20 protein-coding genes and 2 riboswitches are annotated in these 24625 nt (G+C 74.6%); of the genes, 10 read left to right on the top strand and 10 right to left on the bottom strand.

What is annotated here, in order from left to right; genetic code table 11:
• The 3 genes from J1M38_RS10760 to J1M38_RS10750 all read right to left on the bottom strand — a co-directional run.
• Positions 1-1747: carboxyltransferase domain-containing protein (locus J1M38_RS10760; RefSeq protein WP_206501248.1), on the bottom strand; the 1747-nt coding region annotated here is incomplete at its 3' end.
• Positions 1744-2511 (bottom strand): LamB/YcsF family protein, encoded by a 768-nt coding sequence (locus J1M38_RS10755; RefSeq protein ID WP_145015394.1) that lies wholly within the window; start codon positions 2509-2511, stop codon positions 1744-1746. The genes J1M38_RS10755 and J1M38_RS10760, both read right to left, overlap by 4 nt.
• A gap of 200 nt (positions 2512-2711) precedes the next feature.
• Complete coding sequence (locus tag J1M38_RS10750) at positions 2712-3863, bottom strand: glutathione S-transferase family protein (RefSeq protein ID WP_063188863.1); 1152 nt, start codon at positions 3861-3863, stop codon at positions 2712-2714.
• A 12-nt stretch (positions 3864-3875) separates the two neighbouring features.
• Here J1M38_RS10750 and J1M38_RS10745 point away from each other — a divergent pair, with 12 nt between their 5' ends.
• Both J1M38_RS10745 and J1M38_RS10740 read left to right on the top strand, forming a co-directional pair.
• A complete protein-coding gene (locus J1M38_RS10745) occupies positions 3876-4691 on the top strand; it encodes an MBL fold metallo-hydrolase (RefSeq protein WP_206482163.1) in 816 nt (271 codons plus the stop codon).
• A gap of 73 nt (positions 4692-4764) precedes the next feature.
• Positions 4765-5301 (top strand): universal stress protein, encoded by a 537-nt coding sequence (locus J1M38_RS10740; protein WP_060774870.1) that lies wholly within the window; start codon positions 4765-4767, stop codon positions 5299-5301.
• A 16-nt stretch (positions 5302-5317) separates the two neighbouring features.
• On the opposite strand, the gene J1M38_RS10735 is transcribed toward J1M38_RS10740, so the two are convergent.
• The gene (locus J1M38_RS10735; RefSeq protein ID WP_206501247.1) at positions 5318-6895 is read right to left on the bottom strand and encodes a mechanosensitive ion channel family protein; all 1578 of its coding nucleotides are present in this window, start codon (positions 6893-6895) and stop codon (positions 5318-5320) included.
• A 134-nt stretch (positions 6896-7029) separates the two neighbouring features.
• Here J1M38_RS10735 and hisD point away from each other — a divergent pair, with 134 nt between their 5' ends.
• The gene (gene hisD / locus J1M38_RS10730) at positions 7030-8346 is read left to right on the top strand and encodes a histidinol dehydrogenase (RefSeq protein ID WP_036338764.1); all 1317 of its coding nucleotides are present in this window, start codon (positions 7030-7032) and stop codon (positions 8344-8346) included.
• A 10-nt stretch (positions 8347-8356) separates the two neighbouring features.
• Positions 8357-8725, top strand: a complete 369-nt coding sequence (locus J1M38_RS10725) for an RNA-binding S4 domain-containing protein (RefSeq protein ID WP_002855797.1) — start codon at positions 8357-8359, stop codon at positions 8723-8725.
• 112 nt (positions 8726-8837) lie between these two features.
• Here J1M38_RS10725 and J1M38_RS12115 read toward each other — a convergent pair whose 3' ends face one another.
• Entirely contained in the window at positions 8838-9389 is a 552-nt protein-coding gene (locus J1M38_RS12115; protein ID WP_230956264.1) for a hypothetical protein, read from the bottom strand.
• A 194-nt stretch (positions 9390-9583) separates the two neighbouring features.
• Positions 9584-9703: riboswitch (SAM riboswitch) on the top strand.
• 73 nt (positions 9704-9776) lie between these two features.
• On the opposite strand from J1M38_RS12115, the gene J1M38_RS10715 reads away from it, so the two are divergent.
• Both J1M38_RS10715 and J1M38_RS10710 read left to right on the top strand, forming a co-directional pair.
• The gene (locus J1M38_RS10715) at positions 9777-10301 is read left to right on the top strand and encodes a flavin reductase family protein (protein WP_036338761.1); all 525 of its coding nucleotides are present in this window, start codon (positions 9777-9779) and stop codon (positions 10299-10301) included.
• 238 nt (positions 10302-10539) lie between these two features.
• Positions 10540-10743, top strand: coding sequence for a cold-shock protein (locus J1M38_RS10710; RefSeq protein ID WP_020628179.1), 204 nt, complete (start codon positions 10540-10542; stop codon positions 10741-10743).
• A gap of 209 nt (positions 10744-10952) precedes the next feature.
• Here the strand turns inward: J1M38_RS10710 and J1M38_RS10705 are convergent, their stop codons facing one another.
• The 4 genes from J1M38_RS10705 to J1M38_RS10690 all read right to left on the bottom strand — a co-directional run bounded on the left by J1M38_RS10705 (position 10953) and on the right by J1M38_RS10690 (position 18466).
• A complete protein-coding gene (locus J1M38_RS10705; protein WP_206481526.1) occupies positions 10953-12107 on the bottom strand; it encodes an MFS transporter in 1155 nt (384 codons plus the stop codon).
• A gap of 87 nt (positions 12108-12194) precedes the next feature.
• Entirely contained in the window at positions 12195-14189 is a 1995-nt protein-coding gene (locus J1M38_RS10700; RefSeq protein ID WP_060973504.1) for an FMN-binding glutamate synthase family protein, read from the bottom strand.
• A 31-nt stretch (positions 14190-14220) separates the two neighbouring features.
• Positions 14221-14802, bottom strand: coding sequence for a thioesterase family protein (locus J1M38_RS10695; RefSeq protein ID WP_060973503.1), 582 nt, complete (start codon positions 14800-14802; stop codon positions 14221-14223).
• Between the two features lie 19 nt (positions 14803-14821).
• Entirely contained in the window at positions 14822-18466 is a 3645-nt protein-coding gene (locus J1M38_RS10690; RefSeq protein WP_060973502.1) for a bifunctional proline dehydrogenase/L-glutamate gamma-semialdehyde dehydrogenase, read from the bottom strand.
• Between the two features lie 131 nt (positions 18467-18597).
• Here J1M38_RS10690 and J1M38_RS10685 point away from each other — a divergent pair, with 131 nt between their 5' ends.
• Positions 18598-19647 (top strand): agmatine deiminase family protein, encoded by a 1050-nt coding sequence (locus J1M38_RS10685; protein ID WP_060973501.1) that lies wholly within the window; start codon positions 18598-18600, stop codon positions 19645-19647.
• Here J1M38_RS10685 and J1M38_RS10680 read toward each other — a convergent pair.
• Positions 19613-20899, bottom strand: coding sequence for an AI-2E family transporter (locus J1M38_RS10680; protein ID WP_060973500.1), 1287 nt, complete (start codon positions 20897-20899; stop codon positions 19613-19615). The two genes, J1M38_RS10685 and J1M38_RS10680, sit on opposite strands and share 35 nt — an antisense overlap.
• A gap of 46 nt (positions 20900-20945) precedes the next feature.
• Positions 20946-21051: riboswitch (TPP riboswitch) on the top strand.
• 66 nt (positions 21052-21117) lie between these two features.
• Between J1M38_RS10680 and J1M38_RS10675 the strand changes: the two genes are divergently transcribed.
• The 3 genes from J1M38_RS10675 to J1M38_RS10665 are packed head-to-tail and all read left to right on the top strand — an operon-like array spanning position 21118 to position 24613.
• The gene (locus J1M38_RS10675; protein ID WP_060973499.1) at positions 21118-22182 is read left to right on the top strand and encodes a thiamine ABC transporter substrate binding subunit; all 1065 of its coding nucleotides are present in this window, start codon (positions 21118-21120) and stop codon (positions 22180-22182) included.
• Positions 22182-23912: an iron ABC transporter permease gene (locus tag J1M38_RS10670; protein WP_060973498.1), complete on the top strand. Its 1731-nt coding sequence runs from the start codon at positions 22182-22184 to the stop codon at positions 23910-23912. Before J1M38_RS10675 ends, J1M38_RS10670 begins: the two co-directional genes overlap by 1 nt.
• The gene (locus tag J1M38_RS10665; protein ID WP_036316162.1) at positions 23912-24613 is read left to right on the top strand and encodes an ABC transporter ATP-binding protein; all 702 of its coding nucleotides are present in this window, start codon (positions 23912-23914) and stop codon (positions 24611-24613) included. Before J1M38_RS10670 ends, J1M38_RS10665 begins: the two co-directional genes overlap by 1 nt.
• Positions 24614-24625 lie beyond the last annotated feature (12 nt).

Genomic DNA, 24625 nt, shown 5'->3' with positions numbered 1-24625 from the left:
CCTCGGAGGGCGATGCGGAGTCGACGACGGTCTCGGCGCCGGGGCGGGGATGGGGGACGAAGCGGACGCGGGCGCCCGGCGGCAGCTGGGCCGCCAGGCTGAGGTCCGCGCGGGCCACGACGCCGATCACCGGGTAGCCGCCGGTGACCGGATGGTCGGAGAGGAACAGGACGGGCTCACCCGAGGGCGGCACCTGCAGCGCGCCGCGCACGGCGCCCTCGGACTTCAGCTCGCCCTCCCGCACGCGCTCGAGCGGCGCGCCGTCGTCGGGGGCCGTGAGGCGCACGCCGATCCGGTCGGTCTGCTGGCTCACGTCCCAGTCCTGCGTGAACAGGCGCTCCAGGCCCGCCTCGCCGAACCAGTCGTCGCGGGGGCCGGGGACCACGCGCAGCACGGCCACCTGGCCGGGCGCGGGCATGGGGCGCAGCGAGGTCTCCGGGTCCCCCACCGTCGCGACGCCGGCCTCCGCCGAGGCGGGGGCGCCGGCGGCGGTCGGGCTCGCGGCGGAGGCGCCGGCGGCGCCCCTCGCATCCGGGCCGACGCGGCGGGCGAGGCGGTCCCCCGCCGTCAGCGGGGCGGGGCCGAGCCCGGACAGGGTGTCGGTCGAGCGGCTGCCGAGCACGGGCGGCACGTCGATCCCGCCCCGGAGGCCCACGTACACGCGCAGGCCGCCGACCGGCTCGTCCACCGTCAGCGTCTGGCCGTCCAGCACGACGAACGGCGTGCGGGCGAGCACCCGGCGCGTGGCGCCGTCGGCCGCGGTGATCGTCCCGCCGGCCTCGGCGCCGGCCAGGGCCATCACCTGGTGGCCGTGCGCGGTGAGGGTGAGGCCGCCCAGGACGGTCTCCAGCACCGCCTCGCGTGAGCGGTTGCCCACGAGCCGGTTCGCCTGGCGCGCCGCGTCCCGATCGGCCGCGCCGGACGCGACGACGCCGAGGTCGCCCAGGCCCGGGCGGCCCAGGTCCTGGACCAGGGTCAGGAGCCCCGGGTCCACGACGGTGACGCCGCGGCGGCCGGCCACGGACGGGAGGCCGGCCGCGGCGTCGGCGGGCGGGGTGGCGTCGACCGCCGCGTCCGCGCCGGAGGTGAGGGACGCCGTCGGGCGCACGGGGACGTAGCGGACACGGTCGCCGGGCTGCAGCAGGGCGGGCTGCTCGCGGCCGAGGTCCCACAGGGCCGCGGTGGTGTGTCCGAGGAGCTGCCAGCCGCCGGGCGAGGTGCGCGGGTAGACGGCGGAGAAGGCCCCGGCGACGGCGACGGCGCCTGCCGGGACGGCCGTGCGGGGCGAGCTGCGACGGGGCGCCTCGAACGGGGCCGCCTCGGAGGCGCAGTACATGAACCCCGGCGCGAAGCCGCCGAACGCGGCGAACCAGTCGGCCTCGCTGTGGGCCCGGATGACGCCGTCGACGCCGAGCCCGGTGAGCCGGCCGACCTCGGCGAGGTCCTCACCGTCGTAGACCACGGGGATCTCGACTATGCGGCCCCCCGTCAGCTCACCGGTGTCCGGGGTGAGGGTGCTGACCCGCGGTGCGGCGTGCTCGGCGGCGGCCTGCGAGGTGAAGGTCACCAGGACGGTCGCGGCGGCGGCCATGACCTGGCGCTGGCCGCGCGCCGGGTGGGCCGTGAGGTGGGCGTGGACGGCCATGACGTCCTCGAGCGAGGCGCACTCGACGAGGAAGCCCTGCGTGCCGACCCAGCGGATCGGGCGGGCCGGCGGTGTGGCGGCGGGGTGACGTGGGGCGCTCATGCGAAGGCCTTGATGGACACGCCCGCGCCCTCGAGCGCGCGGCGCACGGCCGCGGCCATGGCCACGGCGCCGGGCGTGTCGCCGTGCAGGCAGATGCTCTCGGCGTCGACGCGCACGTCCGTGCCGTCCACCGCCGCGACGACGCCCTCGGTGGCCAGGCGCACCATGCGGGCGGCGACGGCGTCCTCGTCGTGGAGGACCGCGCCGGGCTCGCGGCGGGAGACGAGCGTGCCGTCCGGGTTGTAGCCGCGGTCCGCGAAGGCCTCGGCGACGCCGCGCAGCCCCGCGGCGGCCGCCTTGTCCAGGGCGACGGAGCCGGGCAGGAGCAGCAGCGGGAGGTCGGAGCCGAACGCCCTGACGCCGTCGACGACGGCCTGGGCGTGCGCCTCGTGACGGACGATCGTGTTGTAGAGGGCGCCGTGCGGCTTCACGTAGCGGACCCGGCCGCCGGCCGCGCGGGCGAGCGCGTCGAGGGCGCCGATCTGGTAGAGGACGTCGTCGGCCAGCTCGGTGGGCGTGCAGTCCAGGAAGCGGCGGCCGAAGCCGGCGAGGTCGCGGTAGCCCACGTGCGCGCCGATCGTGACGCCTGCGGCGACCGCGTCACGGCAGGTCTGGGCGATCCCCGAGGGATCGCCCGCGTGGAAGCCGCACGCGACGTTGGCAGAGGAGACGGAGGGCATGATGGCGGCGTCGTCCCCCATCGTCCACGAGCCGAAGGACTCGCCGACGTCGGAGTTCAGGTCGATCTGCGGCGCGTGAGACACGGTGCAGTCCTCTCGGATCGGGCCCGGCTGAGGTGCCGGTCACACAATCTTGAGGCATGAAGGATGATTGTTCAACAATCCCCGGCGCGCCTCCCTGGCGCCCACCCGCACCGCATGCCAACGCGGGTTGAGTTGTCGCGGGTGTCCCAGCCCGGGACCCGCGACAACTCAACCCGCGTTGCGGGCCGGGCCGGGCGACCTCACCGCAGCGGCGTGTGCTCCGGGTCCACGCGCTCGCCCTCGCGCACGGGCCCGGGTGCGGTGCCGCCGCCCCACGGGTCCCCGCCGAACGCCTCACGCCCGTGCTCGCTCAGCCAGCTCGCCAGCTCCGGGCCCGCGGGCACGATGCCCGTCGGGTTGATGTCCTCGTGGACCACGTAGTAGTGCTCCTTGATCTGCGCGAAGTCGATCGTGTCGCCGAAGCCCGGGGTCTGGAACAGGTCGCGCGCGTAGCCCCACAGCGCCGGCATCTCGGTCAGCTTGTTCCGGTTGCACTTGAAGTGCCCGTGGTACACGGGGTCGAACCGCACCAGCGTGGTGAACAGCCGCACGTCGGCCTCGGTGATCCGCTCCCCCATCAGGAAGCGGCGCGTCGTCAGGCGCTCCTCGAGCCAGTCCATCGCGGTCCACAGCCGCTCGTACGCGGCGTCGTACGCCTCCTGGGACCCCGCGAAGCCGCACCGGTACACGCCGTTGTTCACCTCGGTGAACACGCGCTCGATCACCTCGAACATCTCGTCCCGCTCCGGCCCGGCGTCGGGGATCAGCTGCGGGGCGCCGTCGCGGTGGAACGCGGTCCACTCCGTCGAGAGGTCGAGGGTGATCTGCGGGTAGTCGTTGGTCACGACGCCGCCCGTCGGCACGTCCACGATCGCCGGCACCGTGATGCCCCGTGGGTAGTCGGGGAACCGCGTGAGGTAGTTCTCCTGGATCCGCTCGGTGCCGAGCACGGGGTCCTTCCCGCCCTCGTCGAGGTCGAAGGTCCAGGAGCGCTCGTCGTGGGTCGGCCCCGGGGTGCCCAGCGAGATCGCGTCCTCCAGGCCGAGCAGGCGACGCACGATGATCGTCCGGTTCGCCCACGGGCACGCCCGCGCCGCCACGAGCCGGTAGCGGCCCGCCTCGACGGGCCACGCCTCGGCCCCCTCGGTGAGCCCGCCGCCCACGCGGCCGACCGTGGACGGCTCGGCCACGGGCAGGGCCCGCACGGCCTCCGGGTCCGCCACGATCCGGTCCGCGATGTAGTTCGTGTCCCGCGTGAACTCCGCCCCGGACTGCACGTAGTTGCCCTTGAGGCCCGCGCGCGTGTCGATGGTGCCGCGGTCCGCGGCCTGGCCGGTCTGCTGATCCTCCATACACTCGAGCCTATGACGACGACCACCGCCACGCCCGGCCCCACGCCCGCCCCGCTGGTGCGCTGCGTGACCGCCCAGAACCCCTCCCCGATGACCCTCGCGGGCACCAACACGTACATGGTCGCCACACCGGGCTCGGACGCGGCCGTCGTGGTGGACCCGGGCCCGGAGGACGACGTCGCCGCGCACCTCGAGCGCGTCCGTGCGGCGGCCGAGGGGCGCCGGATCGCGCTCATCCTGGTGACGCACCGGCACGCCGACCACACCGGCGGGGTGGACGCGTTCCACGCGGCCACGGGCGCCCCCGTGCGCGCCGCGGACCCGGACTGGTGCCGCGGCGGGGCCGCCGTCCTGACGCCGGACGAGCGGATCGACGTCGCCGGCACCCCGGTGCTGGCGTGGCACACCCCGGGCCACACCTCAGACTCCTACTCGTTCGCCGTCCCGGACGCGGGCGCGCACGGCGCGGTCATCACGGGCGACACCATCCTCGGCTCGGGCACCACCATGCTCGACCACCCGGACGGCACCCTCACCGACTACCTGGCCAGCCTGCGCCGCCTCGAGGCGGCGGGCCCGCTCACGGTGCTGCCCGCGCACGGGCCCGTGCCGGGGCCGCTGGACGTCGTCGCCCGCGACTACCGGCACCACCGCGAGGGCCGCCTGGAGCAGATCCGCGCCGCCCTGGCCGCGCTGCCCGAGACCGAGGCGGCGACGATCACGCCCGAGGACCTGGCCCCGCGCATCTACCCCGGCCTCACCGGCACCGTGGCCCGCGTGGCCGTCCAGACGGTGGCCGCGCACCTGCGCCACCTGCGCGAGGGCTGAGCCCCTCCGCCGCGGGCCCGGCCCGCACTACGCTGACCTCAGACCCGTCCCCTCGACCCCGCGGAGGCACCCCATGACCATCCTCGTCGGCTACGCCCCCTCGAAGGCCGCGGACGCCGCTCTGGACACCGCCCTGGACATCGCCCGCTCCACCGGCGAGCACGTGGTGGTGGTCAATGCGGGCCCCGGCGGCGAGCACCGCACCAAGTCCCTCGTCACGGAGGAGCAGCAGCGCGGCGTGCAGGCCCGGTTGGACGCCTCCGGCGTGACGGCCGAGTTCCGCCAGTACGCGCGCGGCCGGTCCACGGTGGAGGAGATGAAGGACGTGGCCGCGGAGCTGGACCCGTCCATCGTGGTCATCGGCGTGCGCCGCCGCGGCGGCTTCGGCCGGTTCGTCATGGGATCGGTCTCGGACGAGCTGCTGCAGGAGATCGATCAGCCCGTGCTGTGCGTGAAGGAGTACCGGCAGTACGGGGACCACACGCCCGAGGCCGTGAGCCACGTCGCCGAGACGGACCCGGCCACCCACGGCCTGCCCGCGTCCGAGCCGATGGCCGAGCGGCGTCGGCTCACGCCCGTCGATCCCGGGGACCCGACGCTCGAGCGCTGAGCGCTCCCGCCGGGCCTCAGTCCTCGTCGTCCTGACGGCGGCGCGTGACGGCGTCGTCGAGGAGGCCGTCCGCGTGGGAGCCGGCGCCGCTGCGCCGCCCGGCCTCGTCCGCCGCCGCGGCCTCCGCCGCCTGCTTGGCCCGCTGGGCGCGCCGCTCGGCGAACGCCTCCTCGCCCGGGCCGGCGAGTTCGCGGTTGCGCTGCACCGCCGTCATCGAGCCGGTGTACAGGCCGGAGTGGTCGCCCACGCGGGTCAGCGGTGTGGTGAGGGTGTCCGGGCGCGGATCGGCGCCGTCGACGCGCGGCAGCGGCGCGGTGTGCGGGCGCGGCTCGCGGGCCGCCACCCCGGAGCCGTCCGGGCCCGGCTCACCCGTCCGGTCGCCACCGCGGGCCCCCGCGTCGGAGCCTTCGGAGGCGGGCGCCGCGTCGTCGTGGGCGGGGTGCCGGACCACCATGCGCTGCACCACGATGCCCTCGGGGTGCTCGTGGCGCAGGAAGGCCACGAGGTCCTCGCGCACGAGGCAGCGCAGGTCCCAGAGGTCGCCGGAGTTGCGGGCGGAGACCACGGCGCGGATGCGCACGACGCCGCCGGTCGCGTCGGTCACCTGCAGCGCGTGTTCGCGTCCGTCCCACAGGTCCGTGGACTCGAGCAGCTGGGTGAGTCGTGCGCGCAGCGCGTCCATGGGCACGCGCCAGTCCACGTCCAGCTCCACGACGCCGGAGACCTCGGCGCCCACCCGCGTCCAGTTCTCGAACGGCCGGGTGGTGAAGTGCGAGGACGGGTAGACCATGCGGCGGCCGTCCCAGAGCTTGAGCACCACGTTGGACAGGGTGATCTCCTCGACGGTGCCGAACACGCCCTCCATGTCCACCACGTCGCCCACCCGGATCGCGTCCGTGAAGGCGAGCTGGAAGCCGGCGAACACGTTGGTCAGCGTGGACTGCACGGCCAGGCCGGCGATCACCGAGATCACACCGGCGGAGGCGAGCAGGCCGGCCCCGAGCGAGCGCACCTCGGGCACCCCCAGCAGGACCACGGCGACGACCACCACCACGATCACCGCGTTGAGGATGCGCCGGATCAGGATGGTCTGCGTGCGGATGCGTCGCTCGCGGCGGTGCTCGACGCCGGTCTCCTGGTAGCGGCCGAGGATCCCCGCCTCGATCACGCCGACCAGGCGCCACGCGGCCCACGCGCCCGCGGCGGCCACGGCGATGAGCAAGAGGAACGACGCCGGCCGGTACCAGGCCTGCTCCTCGGCCATGACCCCGAGCCAGATCCGGGAGGCCAGCAGGCCGGCGGCGACGGCGGCCGGCAGGCTCAGCCGTGCGGCGCCGTGCTGGAACGCGGGGCGGCGCACGAGCACGACGCGTGCCACCTGCAGGGCCAGGTACACGACCGCCGCGCCGATCGCGAACGCCATCAGCACGGTCAGCAGCGTCCCCCATTCCACGCCGAAGGCCCGGGTGGTGGCGGCCGCCCCGTCCTGGATGTCCCCCTCCACCCCGGACGGCACGGTCTCGCCCGCCAGGAGGCGGTCCAGGGCGGTCAGCAGGGGCGGGGTCGCGAGGGCGGGCAGGACGGGGAGGACCATGACGACAGTCTGACACCCGCCCCCGGACGCACCCCGGAGAAGAGCACAATGGAGCCTGACCGTCCGCGCGGTCCGGGCCCGGCCGTCGTCGTGCCCCGTCCCGCCGGCCCGCCACCGCCCCTCTGGAGGAATCCGTGCTCTCCGTCACCGACCTGCGCCCGCTCGACACCGCCACCGCGGACCTGTCCCGCATCATCCCGCGGGCGAACGTGGACGTGTCCTCCGTGGTGCCGGTGATCGCCCCGATCATCGAGCAGGTCCGCCACGGCGGTGAGCAGACCCTGCTGGACCTGGCCGAGCGGTTCGACGGCGTCCGTCCGCCCGCCCTGCGCGTGCCCGGGGAGGCGCTCGAGGCCGCCCTGGCCGGGCTCGACCCGCGGGTGCGTGCCGCCCTGGAGGAGTCGATCCGCCGGGCCCGGCTCGTGCACGCCGCCCAGCACCCCCAGGACTCCACGGTCGAGCTCGGCGAGGGCGCCGTCGTGGAGAACCACTGGATCCCCGTGGGCCGCGTGGGCCTGTACGTGCCCGGCGGCCGCGCCGTGTACCCCTCCTCGGTGGTGATGAACGTGGTGCCCGCGCAGGCCGCCGGCGTGGGGAGCCTCGCGGTGACCTCACCCCCGCAGCGGGACCACGGCGGCCTGCCCCACCCCACCGTGCTCGCCGCGTGCGCGCTGCTCGGCGTGGACGAGGTCTACGCGGCCGGCGGCGCCCAGGCCGTGGCCATGCTGGCGCACGGCGTCCAGGACGACGACGGCGGGTGGCTCTGCGCGCCCGTCGACCTGGTGACGGGGCCCGGCAACGTGTACGTGGCCGCCGCGAAGCGCGCCCTGCAGGGCGTGATCGGCGTGGACGCCGAGGCCGGGCCGAGCGAGATCGCCGTGATCGCGGACGGCACCGCCCGCGCCGACTGGGTGGCCGCGGACCTGATCAGCCAGTCCGAGCACGACCCGCTGGCCGCCTCCGTGCTCATCACCGATTCCGAGGACCTGCTCCGGGACGTGCAGGCGGCGATCGAGGCGCAGGTGCCCGGGGCGTTCCACGAGGATCAGATCCGCGAGGCCCTCACCGGCCCCCAGTCCGGCGTGCTGCTGGTGCGGGACATGGACCAGGCCGTGGAGGTCTCCGACCGCTACGCCACCGAACACCTCGAGATCCAGACGCGCGACCCCGAGGCCCTCGTGGGGCGCATCCGCAACGCTGGCGCCGTGTTCGTGGGCCCGTACGCCCCCGTGCCGCTGGGCGACTACTCGGCCGGGTCCAACCATGTGCTCCCCACCTCGGGGACGGCCCGGCACTCCTCCGGTCTGAACACCGTGACGTTCCTGCGCCTGCAGCAGCGCATCCGCTACACGGAGACCGGGCTCGAGGAGGTCGCGGACGGGATCGGCGTGCTGGCCGAGGACGAGCGCCTGCCCGCGCACGGCGCCGCGATCCGCGCCCGCTTCGCGTGAGGGGGCGGGCGTGAGCGGCGTCCGCATCGACGCGTGGCTGTGGGCCGTGCGGCTGTACAAGACCCGGTCGGCGGCCACGGCGGCCGTGCGCGCGGGCCACGTGCGCATCGACGGCGAGCCCGTGAAGGCGGCGACGCCCGTCGTCGTCGGGAACCGGGTGCGGGTGCGCCAGGACGGACGTGAGCGGATCCTCGAGGTCACGGGGCTGATCGCCAAGCGGGTGGGTGCCCCCGTGGCCCGGCAGCAGTATGTGGACCACTCCCCGCCGCCCGTGCCGCGTGAGCTGCTCGCGGTGCCGTACCGCGAGCGCGGCGCGGGCCGGCCCACCAAGCGTGACCGCCGGCAGCTGGACGCGCTGCGCGGCCGCGACCGACGCTGAGCGACTCAGTCCTCCCCGCGCCGTCATCCGCCGTCGTGATGGCGGCCTCATGCGGAGGGTGCGGTCAGCACCATCCGGAACGGCTTGTCGTTGTCCACCGTGGCGGTGAACGTCATCGGCCCCGCCTCATCCACGGGGGGGGAGTCGCCGCCGACCAGCCGCCGCACAGCGCCTCCGACCCGGCCATCCAGGTCTTCGTTCCCCCGCCACTCCGTGAGGTCAGGATCTCCGTCTCACCGGTGGCATCCGAAGGACACAGCACGATGACCCGAAGGACCGCACCCTGTTGGGCGTCCACGGTGATCTGCTGTGTGCCCGTCCCGACCGCCTCCTCCAGGACGGACTCCTTCTCCGGGTCGAGATGGTCCGCATCCGGATGCCGGCGCGTGTACTCGACCAACGTCATCCCGTCCTCCTCGAACAGCGCGGCGGGGAGTGCTTCTTCGCCGGCGGGTGACGACGCGGACGAACCGGTGGCGGAGGCCGACCGGGTTGCAGAGGGGGCCGCTGACGTCGCGGTGACGGAGGACGCCACAACGGTGGATGCCTTGGCGGTGGAGGAGACGCTGCCCGGGGACGCGGAGCATCCCGAGATGGCGGTACCGAGGAGAGCCGCGACGACCACGGCGGCCGGCAATGCCGCAGGCTTCTTCTCGATGTCCATCCGCATGATCCGGTCCCTCTCGGAGAACCGACTGCGGGGGCCGCGGGCTGCGGTCTCGAGCTCCCCCCTCTCGAGTGAGATGATCCTGGCTGGGGATGCGCGGTGTGTCAAGCATCACATCGGCAGCTCGGATGACGCCGCGCGACCGCCGCGCTTTGACCGCCCCACGGACCCCTCCGTAGGCTGGTGCCCAGAATCACGAGTTCCCGTCATTCACGGCCCTGGCCGGCGGGACGGCAACCCTCTCACGCAGTAGTGGGGTGCTCCAGGTGATGATTCGGCCCCTCGGACACCCCGACGGGCAAGTACCGCGTCTCCGCGGATCCGGGCGATCCGCGTTCCCGCCGTCTGCGGAGCCGCGTCAGTCATCGGAAGAGGACGCGCGCCATGACCCTGACCCACGAACCCCACACCGCCGCGTGGGACACCGACCTGTCCCTCGGCAACCTCCGCTCCGGCCTCTCGGCCTTCCCCACCGGGGTCGTCGCGCTGGCGGGCCTCGCCGACGACGTCCCCGAGGTGATGGTGTCCTCCTCCTTCGGCGTGGGCATCTCCTGGGAGCCGGCCCTCGTGTCCTTCTCCGCGCAGAACAGCTCCCGCACCTGGCCGCGCCTGCGCCGGGCCGGGGCGATCGGCGTCTCCCTGCTCGCGGCGGACCAGACGCCGCTGTGCCGTCAGCTGGCCTCCCGCGAGGGCGACCGCTTCGCCGGTCTCGACGTGCACCGCAGCCCGCACGACGCCCTGCTGATCGGGGGCTCCTCGCTCTGGCTCGAGACGCGGGTGCACGCCGAGGTCCCGGCGGGCGACCACACGGTGGTGCTGCTGGAGGTGACGGCCTTGGCGGATCACACGGACGCCGCTCCCCCGGCCGCCCTGCACCGCAATCTCTTCCACGGCCTGCGCGCGCTCTGAGCGAACTCCAGGTGAACAATCGGGCCCCTGGTTCCCGGTCGGCGAGATCCGTGCAATGATGGAGCCTGAAGTTGATCAAGCTGTATCCCGCCATCTTCACTGCTCGTCAGCCCGGCATCGCCGGCGTCGATGAGTGTTGGGCAAGCGGTTCAGTCTCGCCGCTTCACCCGCGTCCCACATCCGGGCCGCGGTCCAACACCGCCACCGCACCGCGGGGGCACATCGAAAGGACACCATCATGGCTGTCGGTACTGTCAAGTGGTTCAACGCTGAGAAGGGCTACGGCTTCATCGCCCCCGAGGACAACTCCGCGGACGTGTTCGTGCACTTCTCCGCCATCCAGGGCGGGGGCTTCAAGGAGCTCCAGGAGAACGACCGCGTCGAGTTCGAGACCCAGGACGGCCCCAAGGGCCTCCAGGCCGCCAACGTGACGAAGCTCTGATCTTCGCCTGACGCACGGCTTCCGACGCCCCCGGTCCACACGGACCGGGGGCGTCGTCGTGTGCGCTTCCGCACGCCCCGCCGCGCACTGCGCCGCACTCCGCCGTACGCCCGTTCGACCGCGGCGCTGCGACACCACCGCAGGGCTGCACTGCGGTGATGTCGCTGAGGCGCGGTCCTCCGGGGTGGGCCTCGTCCTGGCCCTGCGCGTCAGGCCGCGCCCCGCCGACCCACGTGGCGACGCAACAGCAGCACCACGCCCAGGGCCAGCAGATACCCGGCCGCGACGACCGCGAAGCCGGCCCGGTAGTCGCCCGTGACGTCGCGCAGCACGCCCATCAGCAGCGGGCCCAGGGCGAAACCGGCGTACATGCCCATCGAGTTCGCCCCGGTCGCTCGGCCCAGCCGCTCGGCCGGCACCTCACTCAGCAGACCCGCGTTGATCACCACGTTGGCGCCCAGCACCGTCAGTCCGTGCACCGCGGCGCCCACCCACAGCAGGACCGGCAGATCCAGCAGGTCCGCTGCGAGGAACACCACGACGCCGGCCACGGCACCCAGGCAGATCACGGTCAGCAGGGTGGTGGGCCGGTCTCCGGAGCTCATCCGCCGGCTCCACCCGATCCGGGAGAGAACCCCCACCACCCCGGACACGGCCGCCGCGGCACCGCCGGCCACGAGCGTCATCCCCAGCGTCTCGACCGCGAACAGCGGCAGGTACGTGTTCGTGGCCTGCATGCCCAGGCCGGTGAGGAACGCGATCGCCGCGAAGAACCAGACCGTGGCCGGCAGGGGCGAGGTGTCCCGCCGTCGTCGTCCGCCGACGGGGCCGGTGGCCGGCGGCGGCGCCCCGGGCAGCGGCGGGGCGGCGACCAGCGCGAGCACCCAGAGCGCCCCGATGAGCACCGCGGCCCCCAGCGCGGCGCCCGTCCAGCCGAGGGCGAGGGACGCGTCCGGGAAGAACAGGCCGCCGACCAGCTGGGCCGCCTGCACGCCGGACTGCTTCACCCCGACCCACCCGATGCGCCTCTCCGGCGGCACCACGGTCCGGATGATCCGGTTCGTGGTGGGGTTGGAGATGGCCTGCGTGACGCCCGCGACGGCGGCCGCCGCGTACAGCACGGGCAGGGACGGGGCGACGGCGCCGAGCACGAGCGCCGCGGCGGTGCCGCCGAAGATGATGCTCAGCTGTGCGCGGGCGGACAGGCGGTCGGCGGCCCGGCCGAGGCCGAGCGAGGTGACGGCGGCCGCCGCGAACACGACCGTCATCACGGTGCCGAGCTGGCCCGAGGTGACGTCGAGCCGCTCCATCACGACCGTGGAGGAGGCGGAGACGCCGTAGTTGAACAGGGGCCCGGCGCCCATGGCCGCCAGCAGCACCCACAGCAGGGCCGTGGAGGGGCGGCGAGCGGCGGGCCCCTGTTCAACTACGGGGGTGACTGCGGGGGCGGGTCAGCCGACGCGGCCCTCGCCGCGGTGCTCGCCCTCCACGCGGCCGGTGGTCCCCCGCTGGGTGACCTCCTCGCCGTCCTGGCGCTCGGGCCGCTCGCCGGCCTCCGCCGGCAGGCCCTCGTTCTCGTCGGTGGGCGTCTCGCCGGCGGTGGCGGCGGGTGCCGGATCCTGCGGGGCCCGACGACGGCCGCCGTGCGGGGACAGCGACTCACCCTCACCCAACGAGCTGACGCGCGGCATCGGCGACGTCGTCAGCGGCACGGACTCGGTCTGCCGGGCGTCGACGAGCGTGGAGCCCGTCCCGGAGATTGGGGAGCCCTGCACGGGGGCGCCGGCCGCCTCGCGGCCCGGGATCAGCAGCTCGGAGCGCCACTGGGGGTCGCGCTCGGTGAGGTAGTCCACGCGGGCGTGCTCGCCGAAGTGGTCCGCGTCCGCCTCCTCCCAGTCCATGGCCCAGCCGGCGGGCGGGTCGTTGAGCAGCTCGTCCGTGCGCAGCCAGTGGTAGATGGACGCGTACGAGCGGGTGCTCAGGTGGTCCACGCGGCGGCGCAGCATGCGGGTGTTCAGCTGGGACGGATGCGTCAGGCCCATGGACGCCATGATCTGCACGGCCTCGCGCACGGTCAGGCGCTGGTAGTTGAAGACGCGGTTGCCCTTGTCCTCCACGTCGAGGGCGCGCATCAGACGCGGGTCCTGCGTGGCCACCCCCACGGGGCACTCGTTCGTGTGGCACTTCTGCGCCTGGATGCACCCGGTGGCCATCATCATCGCGCGGGCGGACATGGTGAAGTCCGCGCCCTGGATCAGACGCTTGACGATGTCCGAACCGGTGGCGACCTTGCCGGCCGCGCCGAGCTTGATCATGTGGCGCAGGCCGGTGCCCACGAGCGCGTTGTGCACGAGCATGAGGCCCTCGGTCAGCGGGGTGCCCACGCGGTCCGAGTACTCGAGCGGGGCGGCGCCGGTGCCGCCCTCGGAGCCGTCCACGATGATGAAGTCGGGGGCGATCCGCTCCTCCCAGATGGCCTTGGTCATGGCCAGCACGTCCACGCGGGAGCCCACGCAGAACTTGATGCCGATCGGCTTGCCGTCCGAGAGCTCACGGAGCTGCTCGATGAACTTGACCATCTCGCGCGGGGTGCGGAACGCGGAGTGGGACGCCGGGGACAGGCAGTCCTTGTCCATCGGGATCTCGCGGGCCTCGGCGATCTCGGGGGAGATCTTCTCCTTGGGCAGCATGCCGCCCAGGCCGGGCTTCGCGCCCTGGGAGATCTTGATGGTGATGCCCTTGACCTCGGGCAGCAGCGCCTTCTCGGCGAACTTCTCCGGGCTGAAGGTGCCGTCCTCGTTGCGGCAGCCGAAGTAGCCGGAGCCGATCTCCCAGAACAGGTCCGCGCCGTTGCCGCGGTGGTACTTGGTGAGGCCGCCCTCGCCGGTCTCGTGGATGAACCCGCCCAGACCGGCGCCCTTGTTCATGGCGATCACGGCGTTGGCGGAGAGGGAGCCGAAGGACATGGAGGAGATGTTCATCAGCGAGATGTCCACGGGCCGGCGGCAGTCCGGGCCGCCGATGCGCACCGTGGGGGGCTCCTCCGGCGGGTTGACCGGGGCGGTGGAGTGCAACAGGAACTCGTAGCCGATCTCCGCGGTGTCCCGCTCGGTGCCGAACGCCTTGTGGCTGTCCAGGCCCTTCGCGCGGGCGTAGACGATCGAGCGCGTGTCCCGGTCGAACGGCTTGCCGTCGAAGTTGCGCTCGATGAAGTACTGCTGGATCTCGGGGCGGATCGACTCGAGTAGGTACCGCATGTGGCCGAGCACGGGGTAGTTGCGGAGGATCGCGTGCCGCTTCTGGGTCATGTCCCACACGGCGAGCACGAGCAGCGCCACCAGGAGCACCGCCAGCACCCACCACGCGCCGCCGCCGATGGCGGCCACCAGCACGACGACGAGCGCGGCCAGCGAGAGGGTCGCGACGATCAGGAGTCTGTTGTTCACCCGACCATCGTGCCCTATATCACTCGAACGTTCATCCTCGCCGCACTGTGTCGAGGTCCCACGTGTGGGGCAGGGGCGTCCGGGCCGACGGCAGGGCCACGCTGCGCCGCCACTCGTGCAGCCACTCCGGCAGCGTCGGCTCCCCCGCGAGGTCGTGGCCGGCCGCCGCCGCGATCGCCCGGACCTCGTCGTTCTCCACGGGGCGGCCGTCCTTCTTGCGCAGGCGCGTGCAGATGTACGCGCGCACCGCGACGTCGCCGTCGACCACCACGCGCTGCTCGAACCACACCGCGCGCTCATCCAGGCCGATCATCCGCGTCTCCACGTCGAACCGCTGCCCCAGGGTCACCGAGCGGCGGAACGCAATCTGCTCGGCCTGCACCACGGGCGTCCAGCCGCGACGGCGGATCTCGTCCCACAGGCCGGTGCGGACCATCGCGTCGAAGCGGCCGAGGTCGAACAGCCCGAAGTACTGGCCGTTGTTGACGTGCAGGGCCAGGTCCACGTCCGTGGGCAGGGCGCGCATCGGCAGCGTCGTCGGCTCCCAGAGTCCGGCGCGCGGGCGGCGGCGGGCGCGGGCGACGACCCAGATCGTGCGGGGGATCAGATGCATCGGAGGTTCCTCCTCGGGGTCACAGGACCCCCTCGGTCAGATGGTCCGGCGTGCCGAACCGGTGGGCGGTCACGGACACGGCCTGTTCGTGCAGGAACGGCAGCAGCTCCACCTCGCCGGCGCTCACCACGGGGCCAGCGTAGACCGCCACGTCGGGGGTGTCGCCGAGCGCCGCGTGCAGCGCGCTCCGCGCCGCCTCGGCCGCCTCCCGGTCGCCGGTCCAGTCGGCGACGAGCCGGATCCGCGCGTCGCCGCCGCCCTCCGTCGCGGGCGGGATGAGGGCCAGCCGCCGGGCGCGGTCGTGGAACGCGGCGTCATCCTCGACGACGACGTCCACCGGCGCGGCCGTGCCGGCACCCTCCGTGCGGGCGGACCGGACCAGCTCCTCCACCCGGCCGCGCACGGCCTCGGCCGAGAGCCCGTCCGCGTCGGGCCCCTCCGCGGTGGGGGTCGGGCGCAGGCTCACGGTCATGGGCGCCCCGGCGCGCAGGCCGGCGGAGACGATGCGCAGCAGGTGGTCGGCGGGCCCCGAGTGCCGGCGCACGAGGACCGGGGTGGGGACGTGACGCAGCACGTTCCGCTCGGCCTCGAGCGCGGAGACGTCCGTGGCCACCCCGAACACGGTGGTCCACGCGTGGGTGTCGAGGGCGCGGGCGGTCTCGAGCCAGGACGCGCCCGCACCGTCGGCCACGGACCCGGGCCGCCCCTCTCCCCCGGCCCACGTGGGCGCGTCCTCCCAGTCCACGAGGCCGTGCAGGTAGTGCGGCCCGCCGGCCTTCGTGGTGGGGCCGACGACGGAACGCTTCCAGCCGCCGAAGGGCTGGCGGCGCACGATGGCCCCGGTGATGCCGCGGTTCACGTAGAGGTTGCCGGCGCGCACGCCGCGCAGCCACACGTCGATCTCCTCCCGGTCCAGCGAGTGCAGCCCGGAGGTGAGGCCGTAGTCCACGGCGTTCACGATCCCGATGGCCTCCTCGAGCGTCTCGGCCGTCATCACGGCCAGCACGGGGCCGAAGTACTCGGTGAGGTGGGCGTCGGCGCCGGGTCGGACGCCGGAGCGGATGCCCGGGCTCCACAGGCGACCCGTCTCGTCCAGCTGCCGCGGACGCAGGGCCCACCGCTCCCCCGGGCCGAGCTCGGTGAGCCCGCGGCGCAGCTTCTCGCCGGGGGCCTCGATCACGGGGCCCATCTCGGCGCGCGGGTCCGCGGGGTGCGCCACGTGCAGGGACGAGGCGGCGTCCAGCAGCTGCCGGTGGAAGCGCTCGGAGGTGCCCACGGAGCCGACGAGCACCACGAGGGAGGACGCCGAGCACTTCTGGCCGGCGTGACCGAACGCGGACTGGACCACGTCCTTCGTGGCCAGGTCCAGATCCGCGGACGGGGTCACGATCACGGCGTTCTTGCCGGAGGTCTCGGCGAGCAGGTGCAGGTCGGGGCGCATCCCCTTGAACAGCCGTGCGGTGTCCCAGCTGCCGGTGAGGATGAGCCGCTCGACGGCCGGGTCGGTCACGAGCGCCGCGCCGACCTCCGCCTCGTCCTCGTCCGCCAGCGTCACCAGGCGCACGAGGTCCGCGGGGTCGTGCCCGGCGAGCGGGCCGCGGTCGTCGAACAGCCCCGAGTCCCGCAGCCCGGCCACGATCAGCTCCCACGCGACCGCGCCCGTCCGCTCGGACTGCGGGGCCGGCTTGAACACCACGGGCGAGCCGGCCCCGAGCGCGGCGAGGACGCCCCCGACCGGGATGGCCACGGGGAAGTTCCACGGCGGGATCACCAGGGTCAGGCGGACGGGCACGGCGCGAGCGCCCTCCACCGCGTCCAGGCCGCGGGCCAGGCGCGCGTAGTAGTGCGCGAAGTCCACGGCCTCGGAGACCTCGGGGTCGCCCTGGTCCAGGGTCTTGCCGGTCTCGGCGGCGGCCACCTCCAGCAGGCGGGCCCGGCCGGCGTGCAGGGCCCGTCCGACGGCGTCCAGCGCGTCGGCGCGCTCGTGGCCGGTGAGCGAGCCCCAGCGGGCGCCGGGGTCGGCGGTGGCGGCGATGGCGGCGCGGGCGTCGTCGGCCGTGGTGGCGCGGTGGGCGCGGACGGTGTCCGTCCCGAGGTCCGAGCCCGGGACGGCCGCGAGGATCCGGCGGGCCCACTCCCGGTTGCCGGGCAGCGCGGGGTCCGTGTCCGGGGTGTTGGCGAAGCCGTCCACGGGGGCGGGGGTCGGCCCGTCCTCCCCGCGGGACCGGTCCTGGAGGCGGTTCGGACGGGGCACGGCCGCGTCCAGGTGGCGCAGCGAGGCGCGGAAGCGCTCCTCCTCGCGGGCGAACAGGTCCGCGTCCGCGTCCAGGTCGAACACGGCGGACATGAAGTTCTCCGGGGAGGCGCCCTCCTCGAGGCGGCGCACGAGGTAGGAGATCGCCACGTCGAACTCCTCGGGCCGCACCACGGGCGTGTAGAGCAGCAGGGCGCCGACGTCCGCCCGGACGGCGGCGGCCTGGCCGGTGGCCATGCCGAGGAGCATCTCGAACTCCACCGCGGCCGGGTCGAGGCCGCGGCGCTCGATCAGCCGGTGGGCCAGGGCCACGTCGAAGAGGTTGTGCCCGGCCACGCCGATGCGCACGTGGGCCAGATGCTCCGGGGTGAGCGCGTAGTTGAGCACGCGCTTGTAGTTGGTGTCCGCCTCCTGCTTCGAGCCCACCGTGGCCAGCGGCCAGCCCGTCAGGGAGGCCTGCATCCGCTCCATGGGCAGGTTGGCGCCCTTGACCACGCGCACCTTGACCGGGGCGCCGCCGGCGGCGACGCGGCGCGCGGCCCACTCCTGCAGGCGCACCATGGCCGCGAGCGCGTCCGGCAGGTAGGCCTGCAGCACGATGCCGGCCTCGTAGTCGCGCAGGCCCGGCTGCTCGAGCAGGGCGGTGAACACGTTGAGCGTGAGGTCGAGGTCGCGGTACTCCTCCATGTCCAGGTTGATGAAGGTGTCCCGGTCCCGGGCGAGCTCGAACAGCGGGGTGAGCCGCTCGGTGATGTCCGCGACGGCCTCGTCGAACGCGTAGGGCGCGTGCGGGGCGGTGGCGGCGGAGACCTTGACGGACACGTAGTCGACGTCGTCGCGGCGGATCAGCGCGGCGATGCCCTCGAGTCGGCGGTCCGCCTCGCCCTGGCCGAGGATCGCCTCGCCCAGCAGGTTGATGTTCAGCCGGGTGTGCTCGTCGCGCAGGGCCGCGATGGCCTTGCCGAGCTGCCGGTCCCGCGCGTCGACGATCAGGTGGGAGACCATGCGCCGCAGCACGCGGCGGGCCGTGGGGACGGCGATGCGCGGCACGAGCGGGGCGGCGCGGCCGCCGACGCCGAGGACGGCGCGCAGGGCCGGGGGCAGGAAGCCGGGGGCGCGGCCGGCGAGCTCCCGCAGCGCCCGGGCGGCGATCGCGGGGTCCTCGGGGCGGACCACGTGGTCCACGAAGCGCACGATGAAGTCGAGGCCGCCCGGCTCCTTCAGGGCGCCCGCCAGCTGGCGGGCCGCGAAGTCGGCCTCATGGTCGCGGGACTCGGCGAGCCAACGCCGCACCTGCGCGACGGCGTCGTCGGCGAGGGCGTGCAGGTCGGCGGGGTCGGGGATCCCGCCGGTCGCGCCGAGGACCCGGTCGAGATCGTCGTGGTCCTGGGCGGAGAACATCGCGGTCATGGCCGCACTCTGCACGTGTGCCGGGTCACAGGTCAAACCGCCGCGGCTTCCTGTCAGACGCCTATGCTCGATGGACATCCCCTCGCCGCGCGCCCGCGCGTCGCCGCCGTCTTCCCAGGAGCCCGTCCGCCATGGCCGCCGCCGACCCCGTCCCCACCGACGCGCGGGAGCGCCGGGACGTCGTCGTGCCCGTGTCCGGACCCGAGGACCCGCCCGAGCGGGCCTGGCTCGTCCTGCCCCACCGCCACCCGGTGCCGACGCTGCTGGGGGAGACGCGGGACGCCGTCGTGGGCCTGGCCGAGACGCTCGCCGCCGTGCTGCCGGTCACCGTGCTCGCCCACCCGCGCGACGCCGGGGCGGCGCGGCTGGTGCCCCCGGAGGTGGACCTGCTGCGCGCGCCCGTGGGCTCACCGCTGCTGGGCCGCACCGGGCCGAGCTTCATCCGCCGCCCCGAGGGCCTGGCCGCCGTCGCCTGGCGCAGCGCCGCGGGACTGACCGGGACCGGGCCGCTCGACGGCGCGGCCGCGACGGCCGTGGCGGAGGCGGCGGGACTGCCGCTGCTCACCCCCCTGCTGTGCGCCCCGCGCGGGGCCTGGGTGAGCGACGGCGAGGGGACGGCCGTGGTGGCCGCGGACCCCGTGCTGGACGGGCGGATCAACGGCGCGTGGACCCCCGGCCAGGTGGCCGCCGAGTTCGCCGCCCTGCTGGGGATCACCCGGGTGCTGTGGGTGCCGCCGGCACCGCGGCCGGACACCGGGCCGTGGGGCGGGCCCGGCCACCTGGCCTCGTGGGTGCGGCTGGGGGGCGACGGCGAGGCCGCCGTGCACTGGCGCGGCGACCGGTTCCACCCCGAGCACCCCTACGCGGCGGCGGCGCTGCGCTTCCTGCAGGGCGCCGACGACGCCGCCGGCCGGCCCCTGCGCGTGCGCACGGTGACCGGGGCGGCGCAGCCCGCCGCGTACGACCCGGCCGAGCGGGGCCCCCGCTCCCTCCTGGACACGCTGCCGCTGGGCGCTGCGGTGCTGCGGCCGGCGTTCGAGGACGCCGCGGGCGAGGAGGCCGCGGCCGCCGCGTGCGCGGCACTGCACCCGGGGCTGCCCCAGCTGTCGTTCCCCGCCCCGCCGCTGCTGCGGCTGGCCGGCGCGCTCAACGACCTGGTGCTGCTCCAGCCCCGCCCGTGACCTCGTCCGTCGCGGGACCGTCGTCGTCCCCGCCGTCCGCCGAGGCGCGGTCCTCATCTCCCCCGTGCGCGTCGGATCGCCAGGCCGCCGGGCGCAGCCGTTCCAGGAGCGAGGACTGACGGCGCTCCATCCCCTTCAGGTCCGAGGCGATGAGCGCGTTGATCCAGCGGGCGTTCGGGTCGGCGTCGATCAGCACGGCCTTGGCCAGCAGCGTGCAGGGCAGCGCGAGGATCGCGCCGAGCGGGCCGAGGACCCAGGCCCAGAAGAGCAGGGAGAGGAAGCTGACGGTGGGGATCACGCCGATCGCGTCGCCGGCCACCTTGGGCTGGATCACGGACTGCAGCACGAAGTTCAGCACCGAGTAGCTGACCACCACCCACAGGAAGTCGGACCAGCCGCCCGCCGCCAGGCCCAGGACGGCCGGCGGCAGCAGGCCGATGATGAAGCCGATGTTCGGGATGTAGTTGGTGAGGAAGCTGAGCACGCCCCACACGAGCGCGAGCGGCACGCCGATCAGCATGAGGGCGATCACGTCCAGCACCGCCACGATCAGGCCGAACACCGTGGTGACCACCCAGTAGCGGCGCACGCCCTGGGCGAACTCGACCAGGGCGTGGCCGAACTCGTGGCGGGCGGTGCTGAGCAGGCGGACGCGGCGTTCGACGTCCATCGAGTCCATCGCCAGGAAGAACATGCCCATGATCACGGTGACGAGCAGACCGAAGACCGCGTAGACGTTCGTGGCGATCTTCGTGATGGCGCTGACGGCCGTCCCGGTCACGGTGCTCATGTCGATCGAGGCCAGCTGCTGGGACACCATGTCCGGGGTCACGCCGCGCTCGTTGAGCCAGTGCGAGACGTCCAGGACGATCTGCTGGAAGCGGTCCGCGTACTTCGGCAGCTCCGCCACCAGCTCGAGGCCGGACCACACCATCATGCCCCCGAACACGGCCATCACCGCGACGACCAGCAGGACGGTGGTGGCGGCCCCGAGCACGGGGTGCAGGCCCCGGCGGATGAGCCAGGCCTGCAGGGGGTAGGCCACGATCACGAGGTTCAGCCCCAGGAAGACGGGCGCCGCTATGGAGGCGATCCCCTGGAAGAACTGCACCACCAGCACCAGGCCCGCGAGCGTCAGGACGATCACCAGCATGCGCGGCCACATGCGGTGGGGGCGGCGGATGTCCCAGTCGGAGGCGGGGCTGGACGAGGCGGGCGGCGGGGTCACCCCCGCGGGCTGTGCGGCGCTCACGCGGGCAGTCTATGCGCGGGCCGGACGGGGTAGGGTCGGGACCAGTCCACATCGACAGGGGAGCGCCCGCGCGGCGCTGAGAGTGCGGTCCGCCGCAGACCCTCGAACCTGCGCCGGTCCGCACCGGCGAAGGAAGTCGAGTCTCCCGGTCGACGTCGTCCCGGGATTCCGGTGGCGGCCTCGTCCCGGCCCCTCTGCCGTCCCAGAGGAGAACCGCCATGTCCCGCACCCCGCACCGCGCCCTCGCCGCCCTCTCAGTGGCCGCCCTCGCCCTCACCGGCTGTTCGGTGTCCGGCTCGTCCGGCGACGGGGCGTCGTCGTCCGCCGCCGGCGCCGGCGGCGAGCCGACGACGGTGACGATCATGACGCACGACTCGTTCAACCTGCCCCAGGAGCTCGTCCAGAAGTTCGAGCAGGAGTCCGGCTACACCCTGAAGACGACGGCCCCCGGCGACGCCGGCAGCGTGGTGAACCAGCTCCTGCTGGCCAAGGACGAGCCCACCGTGGACGGCGTCTACGGCGTGGAGGACCACTCGGCGCACCGCCTCGTCCGCGAGGGCGTCGTCGCCGAATACACCCCGCAGGACCTGCCCGCCTCCGCACAGGACCGGATGGTGGAGGACCGCATGACCCCGGTGGACCAGGGCCAGGTGTGCTTCAACACGGATCCGGCATGGTTCGAGGCCCACGACGTCGAGGCCCCCACCTCGATCGACCAGCTCGACGACCCCGAGTACGCGAAGCTGACGGTCGCCACCTCCCCCGTGGCCTCCTCCCCCGGCCTGGCGCTGCTCGCGGCCACCACGGAGAAGTACGGCGACGACGGCTGGCAGGACTGGTGGCAGGGCCTGATGGAGAACGGCGGCAAGATCGCCGACAGCTGGTCCGACGCCTACAACTCGGACTTCTCCGGCGGCGAGGGCAAGGGCCAGTTCCCGGTGGTGCTCTCCTACTCCTCCTCCCCCGCGTTCGCCCCCGAGACCGAGGTGATCGAGGACTCCTGCACCCCGCAGGTCGAGTACGCCGGCGTGCTCGAGGGCGCGAAGAACCCCGAGGGCGCACAGGCGTTCGTGGACTTCCTGCTCACCGAGGAGGTCCAGTCCGCCCTGCCCGAGTCGATGTACATGTACCCGATCGACGAGTCGGTGCAGCTGCCCGAGGAGTGGGCGCAGAACGCGCCGCTCGTCGAGGACGCCATCACCCCGGACCCCGCCCGCATCGACGAGCGCCGCGAGGACCTGCTGAAGGAGTGGACCGCCCTGGCCGAGGCCTCCCGGCGCTGATGTCCGCGCTCACCGAGGTCGCGGCCCCCGGCACGGACCTGCCGCGCCGGCGGGCCCGCGGCCGGGGGGACGGGCTCGGCCCGTGGTGGCTGGTGGCCGCCGTCCTGCCGGTCGCCTTCCTGCTCGTCTTCTTCGCGTGGCCCGTGGCGGCCATGCTCTGGCGCGGGATCGGCGGCGACGCCGACGCGTTCACCGGCGCCGTGGACCTCACCGCCTTCAGGGAGACCCTCGCCCGCGAGCGCACGTGGCGCATCCTCGGCCAGACGCTCGGGATGGCCGCCGCCGGCACGGTGGTCTCGGTGGCGCTCGGCCTGCCGACCGCGTTCGTGCTGCACCGGCGTCGCGTCCCGGGGCGGGCCGTGCTCCGCGCCCTCGTGCTCGTGCCGTTCGTGCTGCCCACGGTGGTGGTCGGCGTCGCGTTCCGCGCCCTGCTCGCCCCCGGCGGACCGCTGGGCTTCACCGGGCTGGACCAGACGACCACCGCCGTCGTGCTGGCCATGGTCTTCTTCAACGTGTCCGTGGTGGTGCGCCAGGTGGGCGCGCTGTGGAACGCGCTCGACCCGCGCCAGACCGAGGCCGCCCGCACCCTGGGCGCCTCGCCGTGGCGGGCGTTCCGCACCGTGACGCTGCCCCAGCTCGCCCCGGCGATCGCCGCGAGCGCGGCGCTGGTGTTCCTGTTCTGCGCGTCCGCGTTCGGCATCGTCCAGACGCTCGGCCGGCCCGGCTACGGCACGCTCGAGTCGGAGATCTGGGTGCAGACCTCCGTCTACCTGGACCTGCGGACCGCGGCGGTGTTCTCCGTGCTGCAGTTCGCGGTGGTGCTGGCCGCCGTCGTGGTCTCCGGCGTGACGGCGGCGCGCACCCAGCGGGCGCTGCGCCTGCGGGAGACGCCGCCGGCCCGGCTCACGCGCGCGGACGCGGTCCCGGTGGCCGTGATGCTCGCGGTGGTGGCGCTCGTGGTGGCGCCGATCCTGACGCTCGTGGTGCGCTCCTTCCACACCCGCCACGGCTGGGGGCTGGGCAACTATCGGCTGCTGTCCACGAGCGCGGGCAGCGGGTTCGTGGGCGGGTCGACGCCGGCCCAGGCGCTCGAACAGTCCCTGCGGGTGGCCGTGGACGCCACGCTCGTGACGCTCGTGGTGGCCGTGCCGCTGGCCCTGCTGCTGACCCGGCCCTTCCGTTCACGCGCGGCGCTGGTGGCCCAGCGGGCCCTCGACGGCGCCCTGCTCCTGCCGCTCGGCGTGTCCGCGGTGACCGTGGGCTTCGGCTTCGTCGTGTCCCTGCGGGCCGCGTTCCCGGAGCTGGCGGCCTCGGGCGTGCTCGTGCCACTGGCCCAGGCGGTGGTGGCGCTGCCGCTCGCGGTGCGGGCGCTCGTGCCCGTGCTCGCGGCGGTGGACCCGCGGCTGCGGGAGGCCGCACGCACCCTCGGGGCGGGCCCGTGGCGGGTGCTGGCCACCGTGGACGGCCCGTTCCTCGCCCGCGGCGTGGGCGTGGCCGCGGGCTTCGCCTTCGCGGTGTCCCTGGGCGAGTTCGGGGCCACGAGCTTCCTGGCGAGCCCGTCCGCGCCCACCCTGCCGGTGCTGATCGCCCGGCTGCTGGGCCGGCCGGGCGCGGACAACTACGGGATGGCGCTCGCGGCGGCCACGGTGCTGGCCGTGCTGAGCGCCGGGATCATGCTGGTGTGCGAGCGGCTGCGCCCCCGGGGCCCGGCCGGGGCGGGAGGTCTGTGATGACGCCGACGACGACGGGGGCCTCCCTCCGGCTGCGGGATGTGGCGATCCGCTATCCGGACGGCTCCACCCCCGTGCGGGGGACGGACCTGGACGTGGCCGCCGGGGAGATCGTGGCGCTCGTGGGCGCCTCCGGCTCGGGCAAGTCCACGATCCTGCGCGGGATCGCCGGGCTCGAGGACGTCGTGGCGGGCACGGTGGAGCTCGACGGGCGGGACGTGGCGGCGGTGCCGACGCACCGCCGGGGCGTGGGGATGGTGTTCCAGGACGGGCAGCTGTTCCCGCACCGGACCGTGGGCCGGAACGTGGCGTACGGCCTCGAGTCCGCCGGCTGGGACCGGGCCCGGCGGCGGGCACGCGTGGCCGAGCTGCTGGACCTGGTGGGCCTGACCGAGCTCACGGACCGGCCTGTGCAGCGGCTCTCCGGCGGGCAGGCCCAGCGCGTGGCGCTGGCCCGGTCGCTGGCCCCGGCCCCGCGGGTGCTCCTGCTGGACGAGCCGCTGTCCGCGCTCGACGCGGACCTGCGCCGGCGCCTGGCCGAGGACATCCGGGCGGTGCTGCGGGCGGCGGGGACGACCGGCGTCGTCGTCACCCACGACCTCGCGGAGGCCGCCGTGATGGCCGACCGCACCGTGCGCCTCGGCGCGGGGGGACGCATCGCGGCGGAGGAGGACGGCCCGGCGGTAGCCTCTCAGGCATGACCCCGCCCGCAC

The organism is Micrococcus sp. KRD070 (genome assembly GCF_017168435.1).
In the GTDB taxonomy this organism is placed as follows: domain Bacteria; phylum Actinomycetota; class Actinomycetes; order Actinomycetales; family Micrococcaceae; genus Micrococcus; species Micrococcus luteus.
The sequence above is the reverse complement of the archived record's forward strand: the minus strand, read 5'-3'. Positions and strand labels throughout refer to the sequence as shown.